This window comes from Pseudodesulfovibrio halophilus DSM 5663 (genome assembly GCF_059568665.1).
In genome coordinates this window covers 217,909-232,325 of the sequence record NZ_JCANTV010000010.1, presented here as the reverse complement: position 1 = coordinate 232,325, position 14,417 = coordinate 217,909, and the positions used below count along the sequence as shown (strand labels likewise).

The following is a 14,417-nucleotide window of genomic DNA, read 5'->3' as shown; positions in this document are numbered from 1 at the left end:
GTCGGTTCAGCCGTCCGCGCCGAAAGGGCAACCCTGCAAAACAGTCAAACGCCGTCCACCGTGGTCCGGCGTTTTCAGCTTTCCGCGAAGCGCTGTTTTCAAGAGAGACACATGCCGGTTCAGATTCTCAAACGCGACGGATGCCTCGAAACCTGGTCGACCAAACGGGTCGGCGAAGCCATCTTCAAAGCCCTCAAGGGCAGCGGCATCAAGGACCCCCTGCTTTCCACCCGGCTGGCCAAGAAGGTCGAGCAGAAGCTCCGGAACGTGGACGTTCCCGAGCAGGAAATGGTCCAGGACATGGTCCAGCAGGTTCTCATGGAAGCCCGCCTGTACAAGGTGGCGGAGCGCTACATCATCTACCGTGAGAAACGCCGCGAGATGCGCGCCCAGAACGAATCCTTCCTGAACATATCCGGAGTCACCGAAAGCTATCTCGACAACATCGACTGGCGGGTGAACGAAAACTCCAACATGGTCCACTCCTTTCAGGGCCTGATCCTGCACATGGCCGGATCGGTTCAGGCGAGGTACATGCTGGACAAATATCCCGAAGAAGTCCGTATGGCGCATACCCACGGATACTTCCACATCCACGACCTGTCCTTCGGGCTGGCTGGCTACTGCTCGGGCTGGAGCCTGCGTGACCTGCTGCTGGAGGGCTTCAATCTGCGCGACCGCTGCTCGTCCACCCCGGCCAAGCACTTTGACGCCGCCTGCGGACAGATCGTCAACTTCCTCGGCACGCTGCAGAACGAGTGGGCCGGAGCGCAGGCCTTCAACAACGTGGACACCTACCTCGCGCCATTCGTGCGCTACGACGGTCTGGACTTCCACACCGTGAAGCAGCAGATCCAGAAGCTGCTGCACAACCTGAACGCCACCTCACGCTGGGGCGGGCAGAGCCCGTTCACCAACTTCACATTCGACTTCGTGCCGCCGTCCCACATCGCCAACGAGCCGGTCATCATCGGCGGCGAGTTCCAGGACACCACCTACGGCGAATACGCCGAGGAAATGGCCATGATCAACCGGGCCTTCCTCGAAGTCATGCTCGAAGGCGACGCCGATGGCCGCATCTTCTCCTTCCCCATCCCCACGTACAACGTGACCGAGGACTTCCCCTGGGAGTCCGAGGAAGGCAAGCTGCTGCTGAAGATGACCGCCAAGTACGGCGCGCCCTACTTCCAGAACTTCATCAACTCGGACCTCAACCCCGAGGACGTGCGCTCCATGTGCTGCAGACTGCAGATGGACCTGCGCGAGATCCGCAAGAAAACCGGCGGCCTGTTCGGCGCGGGCGACCTCACCGGCTCCATCGGCGTGGTCACCCTGAACCTGCCCAAGCTGGCTTACCTCGCCCAGAACGAGGACGACTTCATCGACCTCATCACCGAATACGCGGAGATGGCCCGCGACTCGCTGGAGTACAAGCGCAAGGTCGTGGAACACAACCTTGAGGCGGGCATGTTCCCGTTCTCGCGCCGCTACCTGAAGAACGGCTTCAACGGCCACTTCTCCACCATCGGACTCATCGGCGGCCACGAGGCCTGCATGAACCTGCTCAAGAAGGGCGTGGACACCGATGCGGGCTGCAAACTCATGGAACGCGTGCTCAATCACCTGCGCCAGCTGGTTCTGGACTTCCAGGAACAGACCGGCCACCTGTACAACCTTGAAGCGACCCCGGGCGAGGGCACCTGCTACCGCCTCGCCAAGATTGACAGGGAGCTCTACTCCGACATCTACGCTTCGGGCGACGGCGTTCCCTACTACACCAACTCCACCCTGCTCCCGGTGGGCGTCACCCCGGACGTGTTCTTCGCTCTCGAGCATCAGGACAAGCTCCAGACGCTCTACAACGGCGGAACGGTGTTCCACACCTTCCTCGGCGAGGCAGCCCCGGACGAAGAGAGCGTGCGTCAGTTCCTGATCAAGGCCATGAGCAAGACCAAGATTCCCTACATCTCGGTCACGCCGACCTTCTCGGTATGCCGCGATCACGGCTACATCTACGGCGAGCACTTCTCCTGCCCCACCTGCGGCGACGAGACCGAAGTCTACACACGCGTTGTGGGCTACTACCGGCCGGTAAGCCGCTGGAACAAGGGCAAGCGCGAGGAATACAAGGAACGCACCGAATATACCATGAACAGCTTCTGCGACGCCTGCTAGCAGCCACGAATCATCATGATTCTCGACGCCAACCAGATAGCCGCCATCCAGCAGCGCAACGACGAGGAGCTGCGCAGGGGGAACCGGGCCACCCACGGGTACCCGGCCAACACCATTCAGAACCTGCTGCACACCGTCGAAGCGCTCAAGAAGGAGAAGCGCAAATGGAAAAAGCTGGCGCAGCAGCGAGGCAAGGCGCTCACGGAGATAGGCAGGCTCGCCGGTAACGGTGACAACGACTCCGACTAGCTCCAGCCTCCCGCACGATAGCAAGGCCCGCTTCCCGACAAGGGGAAGCGGGCCTTTTCATACTCGGGAAAACAAAGTGCACTGCCTTGGCGAACTGCTGCCACGTCGGTCCGGCAGACATAACCGTCGACATCCCTTACACGTTCTGCGGCAGTCGAAAGAAAAACCATCTATTTTCCAAAGCCTTGCGATTGGCGTTGAACTTGCTTGTATCTTCTATTTCGCACATGAAAAAATGGAAGGTCACCCATGCTTCGATCCCGCCTGATGAATCGCGACAAGCTTCTGGGCACTCCCCTTCATTTGTTCATGATCGCCCTGTACCCGCTGGGGTGGGTGGTCATTACCGCCATCTTCGGCGGCAGAGTGATGGGCATGGATACCCTTGCGCTGCTGGCCTACTCCTCGGGATATCTGGCGGCGGCGCTGGTGGCGCTGCACATGTGCCGTAAGGAGTACGAAAAGGTGCGGCTCTTCGACCCGCACTCCAAAGTCTTCAACGAACGATTCCTGCTGGTGTCGCTGCGGCTGGAATACAACCGCAGCAAGCGCCACAGCTTTCCCATGGCCCTCGTCATATTCTCCTTCAACGGCATGACCAGCGTCTCACAACGTGTGGGGATCGCCCCCGAGGACCTCAATGCCAAACTGGTCGGCCCCGTCTTGCAGAGCATCCGCACCAGCGACATTCTCTCCAAGCTCGACAACGAGCGTTACGCCCTGCTGCTGCCCAACAGCGGCATCGACGGCGCACAGGTGGTGGCGAACCGGATTTCGGCAGAGCTGAACCGCGAACTGCAGAAACTGCGCCTCGGTGCCCGGGTGGACCCCGTGTACGGAATCTGCGGATTGGACTGCAACGGCGTCAAAGCCCCGGAAGACATCATGGCCGGAGCGGTGCAGGCCCATCTGGAAGCGTCGGATTCGGTGCGGAACAAGGTCGGCATCTGCGGCGCGCAGTGCAACTGATTCAGGCCTGACGAAAGACCTCGAGGTAGGCTTCCACCATGGCCTCCACGGAATGCTCGCGCATGATGCGCGCCCGCGCTGCCACGGCCCGCTCCTGCAGGGCGGATTCATCCGCCAACAGGGCGTCCAGCGCCCGGGCGAGCTCCGAGGAGGAGCGCCCCTCCAGCATGATGCCGACATCGTCATCCACCACGTTGCCGATGGAACCGACATTGACGGATACCACCGGCAACTCCGTGCTCATGGCCTCCATGACCGAAAGAGGCAGCCCTTCGTCCCGCGAAGTGATGGCGTAGACATCCAAGGCGTTCAGCCAGCGGTGGACGTCCTGCACCATGCCGGGGAAACGGCAAACGTCCAGCACGCCAAGCTCTTCCGCCCGTGACTGCAACGCCTCCCGAAGTGAGCCGTCACCAAGAAGCACAAGGTTCAAAGGACGGCCATCCCTGTTTCCCTCGTCGACGAGTCTTGCAAAGCCTTCGATGAGCAGGTTCAGGTCCTTCACCGGCTCCATCCGCGCGCAGGTACCCACTACTCGTGCATTCGGCTGGATGCCGAGCAGCTCCCTCACCTCATCCCGCACTCGCGCATTCGGCCGGAAACGGATCGTATCCACGCCGTTGGGAATGCTGATACAGCGGTCGGCGGCTTTCGGCAGACGCCGTGCGAACCAGTCGCGAATTTCATCCGACACGAAGATGAACTGTCGAACTATCGGGGCGATCTGCTCGAACCGCCGCATCACGTCGGGACGAGCTTCATAGGAATGGTAGTCGTGCTCCACGTGAACCAGCTTTTTTCGAAGAGCGAACGCGCCGGGAGCGGCATGAACGAGCTGCCGGAAATGATGGGTGACCACAACGTCCGCGCCGTAGTGCATGAGGCGTCCGAGTCTCAACATTGCACCGGGACGGATGCCGCTGGAAGCACCGAGATGCATGGCAGGGACACCCTTGCCGTCCAGCCGCTGCCGGAGCGCCCCGTCGGCACCGAGGGCACATATTCGCGAGGCAAAACCGCGTGCGGTAAACCGTTCCGCAAGGGTTGCCGCCAGCGATTCCGAGCCGCCCACATTGAGCGAGTCCAGGACCTGAAGAATCCTCATCGCGCCTTCCCCGCCCCGGATGCGGCCTGCTGACTGGACGATGCGGCGGTCCAGACGTCCCCCTTTCCGGTCAGGAACTTGTGCCACGCGAGCACCACGGCGGTGTTGAGCAACAGCAGTGCGGAGAGCACCCGCGCTGGCAGGGAGCCGCCGGAGGTCGCATACGCGATGCAGGCCGTGAGCCAGCAGGCGAGCTGCACCATTCCGAAGAGGGTCCACAATCCTCCGGCAAAAAGACAGGATATCAGGCTGCCCGCAAAGAGCAGCGGCAGGAAAAGTCTGAGCATCTTGTGCGAAATGAAGCGGAACCACAGCCGGTTGCCAAGGGGAGAGAACAGCTCCGGCGCCAGCCGCATCAGCTGAAGATTGCCGTACAGGGTGCGGACCTTGCGAGCCAGCTCCCCCCTGTCGTGCACCGGCTTGCGGTCCACGGCAACGGCATCCGCATCATAGAGGACTCTGTAGCCGTCCAATACCGCGCGCATGGGTATGAGCAGATCATCGAGGATCGTCCCCTCTGGCACGGGCCGGAAGCATTCGCGCCGGAGGGCATAGATGGCCCCTGTAGCGCCAATGGCCGAATCCGTGGCGGCTTCGGCGGTGCGAAGGCGCACTTCGTAATCCCAGTAGGCTCCCACCCCCGCCGCGGCGCCCTCGCCCTCCTCCGGGGCGATGACCAGCCTGCCCGAGACGCCGCCGACGCTCGCGTCGGCAAAGTGAGAGACCAGGCGCCGCGCAACATCCGGGGCAAAGCTCTGCCGAGCATCGCCGAACAGCAACAGATCGTGTCTCGCGGCCTCCACCCCGACATTGAGCGCCGCAGCCTTGCCCGAAGGCACGGGCAACCGCACGAGCTCGACCTCGTCTGCGGCGCGCGAGCGAACAATATCCTCGGTCGCGTCGACCGACCCGTCGGACACCACCACGATCTGCAGGAATTCGCGGGGATAATCCATGGCCAGGAGATTATCCAGCCGACCGCCTATCTGACTTTCCTCGTCGCGGACGCAGATGATCACGGAAATCGGGCGCGGCTGATCGTCCGTTCCGACGCCTACCGGCCGAAGCCTCGCCCGGGTCAACTGAAGAAACGGGTAGCCGACGACGGCGTAAGCCAGCATCGCCAGAAAAAACACGGCCAGAGCTTCCATGTATCACCGCCTCCCTTGCATGGTTAGCCGAAACCGGATCAGTTGCATCCGTCCGGAGCGGTCGGAAGCACCTGCGGACGACTGATGCCCACCGTGACCGTCTTTGCCTGATGCCTGATGGTGTCGATGGGGCGGGTCATCTCCTCGATGGCCTTGTTCAGCACCGCGAGGATATCGTCGAGCCGCGCATCCGCTGCGCAGATGACCGAAGGCTGCGTCATGAGCCAGAGCATGTAGTTCGCGAGCGAGGCCCCAACATGGGCCGGAAGCGCCGAATCCGTGGCTTTTGACGCGATGCGCTCGTTGCAGGCGTTGAGCTGGGTCAGCAGCGCGGTGCGGTCCCAGCGCCCGGGGTCGGCGATCATGCCGCCCACCATGGCTCTGGCCGCCCGGAACGGCGCCGCCTGTTCGTCGATGGCCTTGGCTGCGGCGATGCCCCACCAGTGTCCGGCCACGGTCTCAAGAAGGAAGTCCAGCCCGCCGCCTACGCGCGGGACCTTGACGATGGCCTCGGCCACCCGGTCGAACCGGGTTTCGCCCCGGGCGCAGAACACCACGGGCCTGCCATTGTGCGCCTTGAAGATGGCTGTCTCCTTCACCGTATCCATGACCACCATCTCCGGCAGGTCACTCGCCATGACCAGCGTCAGCGGCTCGGTGGACAGATCGATATGCTTCTTGTCCTCGGTCACGTCGCACGGGATGGACTTGTAGCAGAGTTCGGAGAGCTTGATCCGGACCTCCTGCGCCGCGATGCGGTTGGCACCGTTGCCCACGAGCGCCCAGTACCGGTACACGGGAGCGAATGTCCGGGCCACGTCCGCAATGGCCTCCTTGTCCCGGAGCACTTCGTCTATGGCATCGGGGAGCGCTTCCAGCGCACGAATCTCCTGCAGGATTTCGGACTTGGCCATCGTGCCGAGCAAGTCCGCGAACAGCAGCGAGAGCAGTTTCCCGGCCGCCACCTGGGAATAGAAGGCCTTGGTGGACGCCACCGCCATCTCCACGTCCCGACCGTCGGAGGTATACACGCAGGAGTCAGACTTCTTTACCAGCGGCGAATTTCGCCGGTTCACGATGCAGCTCACCCACGCGCCTCTGTCTCGACACAGATCCACCACCCGGTTGGTGTCCGTGGTCGTTCCCGACTGGGAGACGGGAATCAGCAGCACGTCGTTCATCGGCTTGTCACCCATAAAACCTATGAGCTCCGAGCCGGTGTAGCTTTCAATGGAGATGCCGCTGCCGTCCAGCGCCCGGCGCATGAGCTCGGCCACGGCCATGGCCGCCACCGCCGCCGTGCCTTGCCCCACACAGATGATCCGCCCGAGGCTCCCGTCCCCTGTCATGTGCCAGACCAGTTCAGGCCCGTTCACGAACCCGGCCGGCAGAAAATCCACCTGATCGGCACGCACGGCGTACTTCCCGTTCAGGGTATTGCGCACGGACTGCGAAGCTTCGTGTACCTCTTTTTCGATATAGTGCTCGAACTCGCCCCGGAAGATGTCGCGGGAGAATATCTCAATGGCCTCTTCTGGCAGCGGGACTTCTTCGCCGCTTCCGAGCGAGCGGGCATGCGGCACGGCATCGGCAGGGGCATCGTTTCGCAGGATGACGGAGACCCCGCCCTCGCGGTGGACGGCCAGCGGATGAGAGCTGCGGCTTCTTGCGGCGAGGCCGTATGCCTCCGAGGCCACGAGCCAGCCGTCGCGCACCTTGCCGACGTAAAAACTCTGTCCGCTTCCCTTCTGAGCCAGAAACTGGCTGTCGAAGTCGTTCATGTTCTGCATGACCACGGCGAGAGAGCCTTCGCAACGCTTGAGCACGCTGCGGAAGCGCTGCTCGGCATCGCCCTTCGCGGGGGCGTCCAGATGAAATAACACCGGAAGAATCTTGGCGTCTGTGGAGATGACCTTGGGGATGCAGGCCCCGCGCGAAACCACGGTCTCTTCCACCAGCGTGTGGTAGTTGTCCACGTCGCCGTTAAGCACGAACATGGTCTTCTCCAGTCCGGTGGACACGTCCCCTTCCACCAGCCCGTCCACAGGATGGCAGTTGGGAACCGAGATGATGCCGTTGGATGCCCAGCGGGTGTGGGCAATGATGTTCACGCTCTCAAGCCCGGCGGACATTTTCCAGAGCAGCTCGTCATGGCGGATGGCCGTGCGAAGCGCCGCGCCGTTGTCCCCGAGCTGCCCCACGAGCTGGGCCACCTTGTAGAGAAAGCGGCACACCGTACGCCCGTCTTCGAGGTTACGCATGAGGACCTGCCCGGTATCGGCGTTTCCAATGCCCGCACGACGTTTGACCTGTTCACGTTGAGAGTCGCTCAGCGCTTCCATGGGGTCGACACCCGCAGGGAGCGTGAAGGCTATGGCAATTCCAGCCGAATCGCGGCCGCGCACTTCGAGCCTGTCCAAGGCCTCGAGGACCAGCTCCGAGCTCCAAGCCAGATAATGCCTGTCGCGCCGCGAAGGGGTGGCCGCCAAATCCTGCGGCATGATTGCGACGGTGCGCTCGACGTTGCCGAGCACCTCCATGTCCAGCTGCCAGTGATAATCTCGCAACTTTTCATGCAGCGCCTCAAGCTCGTCGGTGCGCGGCCCCTTCTCCAGAGCGACTGCGGCGGTTCCGGTCAGCCGGGCGATGCTGTCGCGAAGGGAGCGGGCGTTTTCGAGCACCGCAGGGTCTGCCATGAGTCCCATGTGCAGTTCGAAGGACATGAGCTGATCAAATGAGTCGGCCAGCCGGTCCAGCGGCTCGGCCGCTTCCAGCGGATCGAGTTCCCGACAGCCCTCGAACGTCTTCGCGAAATCCGCAAGCCAGTCCAGGCCGCTTTCCCCGGCCCAGTCACCGCAACTCAGAAAACTCGCTATACCGCACATACTGCCGCTCCCATGCGTCCATCAGGCGTTTCGGACGCCGTGTTTCTTCATCAGGTCATAGAAGGTGGGTCGGCTGACGCCAATGGAGGCGGCGGCCTTGACGATGTTGCCCGACTCCCGCTTGAGCGCGTCCTCGACCATGTCCCGCTCCAGAAGCATTCTGGCCTCCTTGAGCGAAAGGTCGTTGGTATGCAGCCGCTGCCGAAGCACATCGCCGCCGTTGATGCCGAGATCGTCTGGCGCAATCTGCGGCCCGGTGGCCATGATAACGGCACGTTTGACGCGATTCTCCAGCTCGCGAATATTGCCGGGCCAGTCGTAGCCGTTGATGCACTCCAGCGCCTCCGGACTGAACGACTTGCCCCGGCTTCCGGTCCCCGCGCCGACGCGCTTGAGAAAATAGTTCGCCAGCAGCGCGATGTCCGCCCCCCGGTCGCGAAGCGGCGGGAGCACTATGTTGACCACGCCGATTCTGTAGAAAAGATCCTCGCGGAAGGTGCCGCTCTGCATGGCTTCCTGAATGTCCACGTTGGTGGCCGCGATGATGCGCACGTCCACTTCGATGTCGCGACGCCCGCCCACGCGGGTGATGACCATCTCCTGCAGAAACCTGAGCAGCTTGACCTGAAGTGACATGGGCATCTCGCCGATTTCGTCGAGGAACAGCGTCCCCTTCTCAGCGTACTCCACCTTGCCTTTCACGGTGCGGTTGGCTCCCGTAAAGGCGCCCTTCTCGTGGCCGAACAGCTCCGACTCCAACAGGTTCTCCGGAATGGCGCCGCAGTTGATGCAGACCATGTCCTTGTTGGCGCGCGGCCCCTTGGCATGAATGGCTCGGGCCACCAGCTCCTTTCCGGTGCCGGACTCTCCCGTGATGAGCACGGGCACGTCCGAGGCCGCCACGCGGTCAATGAGCGTGAAGACATCCTGCATGGTCCCGCACTCGCCCACAATGCCGCAGTCCGCCACGGAGGAGTCGCGAAGGTCCTGATTCTCCTGTTCCAACGTCTGCAGGTACATGGCTCGGTCGATGATGATCTTGAGCTCGTTCAGGTCGATTGGCTTCTTGTAATAATCATACGCCCCGCCCTGCACGGCCTTGAGCGCGGCTCCGTGCTCCTCGTTGCCGGTGATGACGATGATCTTGGACAGCGGGTTGATGCGCAGCATCTCGCCGAGGCAGCGCAGTCCTTCCTCCACACCATTTTCATGCGGAGGCAGTCCGAGATCCAGCGTCACCACGGAGGGCTCCTGCTTCCTGAACATATTCAGTCCTTCCACGCCGTCGCGTGCGAAGGTCAGCTCGTAGCCGCCCTTTGAAAGACCCCACTTGAGCTGGCGACGCACTTCGTCGTTGTCGTCGATGATGAGTAGCTTCTGCATGAATTCCGTACCCTTGATATTTCGCCCGGTTACTCTGTCACGGGAATGCCGGGGAAGTTGACGCTGAAGGTCGCTCCCTCGCCCTCTACGCTGGTGGCGAGGATAGCGCCGCCATGGGCTTCCACGATCTGCTTGCTCTGGTACAGGCCGATGCCCATGCCCTTGCGTTTGGTCGTTCGGAAAGGAAGAAAGAGGCCGTCCTTGAGCAGTTGCGGGTCTATTCCGCCGCCGAAGTCCACGACCTTGAGTCTAGGACCGTCCTCGTCCTCCTCGACGATGACCTTGAACGGCTTGCCGCCGCCCGCCTCCATGGCGTTCATGAACAGGTTGAGCGTGACCTTGCGGATTTCCTCGCTGTCCACCCGCGCCTTGACGCCGCCTCCTTCGAACTCGATCCTTGCGTCGGGAATCAGCTTGGCGGTTTCCTTGGCAAGCTCCATAAGGTCCACCGGCTTGAGCTTGAGTTCGCCCTTGCCGGGGATATTCGTGAGCTGGGCGATGAGAACGTTCATGCGGCCCACGATGTTCGAGAGCGAGTCGAGCATATCTTTCTGGAATTCCGGCTCATTAATGTATTCGCGGGCGTTTTCCACGAGCAGCGAGAGCGGATAGACCTGATTCTTCAGGTCGTGCAGCACAAAGGCCGCAACCTTGCCGAAGCCTTCCATGTCTCTGGCCTCGGCCAGTTCGTCGCCGAGCCGCAGGTTCATGATCACCGCCGCGGATTGACGGGCGATGGACTCCATGAGCTCCCGGTCCTCTTCGTCATAGATTTCCACGGGATTGATGGGCGGCCCCAGCAGAATCAGGCCGAGCAGGCCGGAGCCGGTGAAAAGAGGCAGGATGAAACGGACTTCGCGACTCTGCAGGAACGCGTCGGTCTCTTCGTTGAAGGAGAACTTCCCGGCTCGCATGTCGATGATCTGCTTTTTACCCTTGAGCAGCCAGATGAGTTCGGACTCTTCGGGTATGGAGAATTCGGACTCGTCCATTTCATGGAAGTGCAGCGGAATGAAGTCCGTGTTGTGACGACCCTGCATGAAGACGCTCGCTCCGACCACGCCGAAAGTTTCGCAATAGACGGTGAGAATATTGCGATACAGTTCGTCCCTGCTCCGGGAGGAGGTGACGCGGTCCGTGAACTTCTTCCATTCGATGCGATAATCGTACTTCTCGCCGTAGAAATTGCGCTGGATCGCCAGACGAACCTTTCGGCGAAGGTTCTCCGAGAGCGAGAGCACCACCAGCCCGACACAGGCGAAGAAGGCGACCACGAAAAACGCGTAGGTGTTGAAGTCGTCTCCGAAGAGCTTCATGCCCTCCCCAAGCAGGCCTATCCCCAGCAGGAAGATGGCGCAGAAAAGGACCACGAAGGACCTGTACGCCAACCGCCTCGAGATGACGATGCGCTCGTCGAACCCCCGGCTCAGCTCGGAATAGGCAATCATCAGCACGCCTATCACCACGCCAAGAGAGCGGGCAGTGCCGAAGCCCATGTCCACGGCCCGGAAGAGCAGGCTCTGGCTGAAATACAGGATATGGGCGGCAACGATGGTTCCGCTGCCGACCATGGCGAACTTGATCTTCCACTTGGCGCCGTGTGGCGCGTTGGTGACGGTTGCTTCGAGGTTGAACAGGGCCACCGCCAGAAAGAGCATTATCTGCAGGTAGAAGAAAAAGGCCACCGGCTCCAGAAAGAGCATGTTGTCCAGCGCAAAGTCGGGCGAGTAGAAAAAGCTCTGCGTGGGAAAGAACAGCGCCATGACGAACGGAACGAACGAGAGTCCGAGAATAATCCGCTGAGTTATGGAGACATCACCCGGCGAAAAGCGTCGGTAGTAGCTCAGGCTGAAGAGTATCCACGCGGGACACAGCAGCCCTTCCGCCACGTGAGCGTATCGTTTGTACTCAAGGAACTCCTGCGGGAACTCGAGAGCGAGCAGGTCGAACACGTTGAGCGCCGCCACGGTCCACAGCGCCACGAACAGCGCGATACGGGAGCGCCCGCGGTCCCGGCCCACCAGCCGGTAGAGCGGGTACAGCAGCGCCAGAGCAATAGCCAGTGCTTGAATGGTCATATCCATGATCTCCCCCTCCTACGCGAGCCTAACTCGGCAGAAACGCCTGAATGGTCGGATAGAAATCCGACACGAAGCGGGTCACCGCGGATTCGGCCACTTCCCCCCGACCGTCCGCTGAAATCCTGACAAAAGCCGTGTCGCGCCTGCGGCTGGTCACGGAACCGAGAATCTCGCCTATTTTCAGCGCGTACTCATTGGTGACGGGACGTCCGCAGACTTGGAACCAGTAATAGAAGACGGTGCGTTTCTGCCCGCGCCGGTAGACGGCGCTGACAACCTCGAGTTCCCGCCCCTCCACGGGAATACGGCGACGCTTCTCGGACTCGAGATACCAGCCGCTGCCCGGAAGACAATTCTTGGGCGAATGAATGGCCCCTGCCTCGGGCCCGCCGTCGTGGTAACCTATGTACAGCTCCACGGCCCTGCCTTCCGGCCCCGCGTACTTCCTCGCCAGATAGTCGCTGGGCTGAAGCACCTGAAGCGTCCTGTCCGAAAAACGCCAGTCCCGAACGGCGCGCCACTGGTCCACCGCCGCCGGAAACTCGGAGAACGGCCGGTTCAAAGGCGTGGCCACATCGCTGTAAAACCGGATGAAGAGTCCCGCGCCCCCTATCAGCACCGCAACCGCAAGTATTCTCAGGTTCATGAGGCCACCTCGTGGGCGTTGGTGTTGGTCGAAGTTCCGGTATCAAGAACGAATCGTGCACACTCTCCAGCCACGCGGCACCCCGGACCAGGCGAAAGACGCCCTGCCGTATGCGGAAAAGGTCCGACGCTTCCGACGGTGCTCGCCGAAGCGAATGTGGTCTGCCCAGAATGGTCAAATGGGAAAGCGGGCAAGAAAAAAGCGCCTTCCGCCCTGTGAAGATCAGGGGCGTGAGGCACTGCGAGGGGAATCAAGGTTGCGGGACGTTCGCCATATGAAGAGCGGGCCATGGCGGCATGTCTGCGGCTATGGCGACACGGGCCTTGTGCGGCTCGTCCAGAGCGGGTGCTGAACCTGTGCGGATATGTGGTCATGTACTATTTCTGTTCGAGCATGCCCTCCCGTTTGCAGTCTTTCGGAATCATCAGTAGCTCCATGTGAACTCTAGTCCCACCGTGTTCGAGACGTAGTCACTGGAGGAGCCAGTGCTGTCGTAGCTCTTGAACCGGTAAGTCAGGCCGGCGGAGGCGCGTTCCGTAAAACTGTAATGAAGGCCGTTTGCCACGAGCCACCTGGTACTCGTATTCGGAGAACTCTCCAATTCGAGCGATGCGTCGTAGGTCAAGCGGAGCCTTTCGGTCAGTTCATGCTCGCCTCCTGCTGAAGGTACCCATTTGCTCGTGTCGCTCGAGTTTTCGGACGTGCTTTCATACACGTTGTAGGCCAGAGCGACGTTGAAGCTGCCTCTGTCATATTCCTTGACCACGCTTGCGGAATAATCCTGCATGGCCCTTGTATCCGCCGTGCTCGGGTCCTCGCGGTACTCGAAAGACGAATTGAACCTTGCCGTCCACCCCTGATCCATGGCGTGAGTGACGTTGAAGTGCCACGGGAACTGAAGGGTCGAACTATCACTGGTGTCCTTGAAGTTCGTGTAGGCGGGACCGATCCTGAAATCGATCTCGGACCCTTCGGCATAGGTGTACTTTGCGCCCAGCGCGGCCAGATATCTTTCAAAACCGCCGTCTTCCGTGGGGTCTCTCGGTTCGTGATTCTCGTACTGCACCGAACTGGACATGCTCCAGAGCTTGGTCAGTTCGTGCTCCACGTCCCAGTAAAGGCGGTATATCTGCTTGTCGACGCTGTCTTCGCCGGAGTACCAGATGTCGTCGTACTTCGCGCCGATGGTGGTCTGCGTGCGATCCTGAATCGGGAAGCGGAAATAGGGATTGAGCGTGAACGTGTTGGAGTCCACGGTGTCGACGCTGGTGTCGTTCTCCGAGACCTCGCCGCGGGTAACGTCGGTGAACCTCTTTGTGTAAACGTCGCTGACGTCCACGTAGAACAGGTCCTTGAGCGCTTCCACGTTGAGATTCGTGTTCAGGGAGTGGTTCTGCTCGTCGTCCCGCCGGTTGCGCATGTAGTCCTTGTATTCGAAGTCGTAGGACAGATTGAACCGGACCCTGGAATGGTCGTACGTGGCAGTGACCCCGGGCCTGGCAATGACGAGATAATCGCCCCTGCCGTTTCTGGTCTCGTTGACGTTGTCGTTGTATTCCGTCGCAGCCGTGAATCTCGGCTTGATGGTGAAGTCGGCCGCCATGGCCGGAAGGGAGGAGAGAACGGATACCAGCATTGCGAGCGCAAGAATCTTGAGTCCGATGATCCCGTTTTTCAGACGCTTCATGCCGATAACCTGTCCATGGTGTAGGTTGGCCACAAGTAAAACCAAATTGAACCATTGGTACACAATTACCTTTAAGTATGCAAGAT

At 61.0% G+C, this 14,417-nt stretch carries 10 protein-coding genes; 3 read left to right on the top strand and 7 right to left on the bottom strand.

The genetic code is table 11. The features are described from left to right. Positions 1 to 111: 111 nt before the first annotated feature. From BR24_RS07910 to BR24_RS07900, 3 genes are all read left to right on the top strand, one after another. Positions 112 to 2,175 (top strand): ribonucleoside triphosphate reductase, encoded by a 2,064-nt coding sequence (locus BR24_RS07910; RefSeq protein WP_496540960.1) that lies wholly within the window; start codon positions 112 to 114, stop codon positions 2,173 to 2,175. 15 nt (positions 2,176 to 2,190) lie between these two features. After that, entirely contained in the window at positions 2,191 to 2,424 is a 234-nt protein-coding gene (locus BR24_RS07905; RefSeq protein WP_496540959.1) for a hypothetical protein, read from the top strand. 249 nt (positions 2,425 to 2,673) lie between these two features. Then, the gene (locus tag BR24_RS07900; protein WP_496540958.1) at positions 2,674 to 3,393 is read left to right on the top strand and encodes a GGDEF domain-containing protein; all 720 of its coding nucleotides are present in this window, start codon (positions 2,674 to 2,676) and stop codon (positions 3,391 to 3,393) included. A gap of 1 nt (position 3,394) precedes the next feature. On the opposite strand, the gene BR24_RS07895 is transcribed toward BR24_RS07900, so the two are convergent. The 7 genes from BR24_RS07895 to BR24_RS07865 all read right to left on the bottom strand — a co-directional run bounded on the left by BR24_RS07895 (position 3,395) and on the right by BR24_RS07865 (position 14,331). After that, positions 3,395 to 4,498 (bottom strand): glycosyltransferase, encoded by a 1,104-nt coding sequence (locus BR24_RS07895; protein WP_496540957.1) that lies wholly within the window; start codon positions 4,496 to 4,498, stop codon positions 3,395 to 3,397. Then, on the bottom strand, positions 4,495 to 5,649 hold the full coding sequence (locus BR24_RS07890) for a glycosyltransferase family 2 protein (RefSeq protein WP_496540956.1): 1,155 nt from the start codon (positions 5,647 to 5,649) through the stop codon (positions 4,495 to 4,497). Before BR24_RS07890 ends, BR24_RS07895 begins: the two co-directional genes overlap by 4 nt. A gap of 38 nt (positions 5,650 to 5,687) precedes the next feature. Next, positions 5,688 to 8,534, bottom strand: a complete 2,847-nt coding sequence (locus BR24_RS07885) for an SIS domain-containing protein (protein WP_496540955.1) — start codon at positions 8,532 to 8,534, stop codon at positions 5,688 to 5,690. Between the two features lie 21 nt (positions 8,535 to 8,555). Beyond that, the gene (gene prsR / locus BR24_RS07880) at positions 8,556 to 9,917 is read right to left on the bottom strand and encodes a PEP-CTERM-box response regulator transcription factor (protein WP_496540954.1); all 1,362 of its coding nucleotides are present in this window, start codon (positions 9,915 to 9,917) and stop codon (positions 8,556 to 8,558) included. Positions 9,918 to 9,946: 29 nt separating this feature from the next. Then, a complete protein-coding gene (gene prsK / locus BR24_RS07875) occupies positions 9,947 to 12,001 on the bottom strand; it encodes an XrtA/PEP-CTERM system histidine kinase PrsK (RefSeq protein WP_496540953.1) in 2,055 nt (684 codons plus the stop codon). A gap of 22 nt (positions 12,002 to 12,023) precedes the next feature. Next, positions 12,024 to 12,644 carry an exosortase C-terminal domain/associated protein EpsI gene (locus BR24_RS07870; RefSeq protein WP_496540952.1) on the bottom strand — a complete coding sequence of 207 codons (621 nt, stop codon included), beginning with the start codon at positions 12,642 to 12,644 and terminating at the stop codon, positions 12,024 to 12,026. Between the two features lie 424 nt (positions 12,645 to 13,068). Beyond that, on the bottom strand, positions 13,069 to 14,331 hold the full coding sequence (locus BR24_RS07865) for a TIGR03016 family PEP-CTERM system-associated outer membrane protein (RefSeq protein WP_496540951.1): 1,263 nt from the start codon (positions 14,329 to 14,331) through the stop codon (positions 13,069 to 13,071). Positions 14,332 to 14,417: the final 86 nt, after the last annotated feature.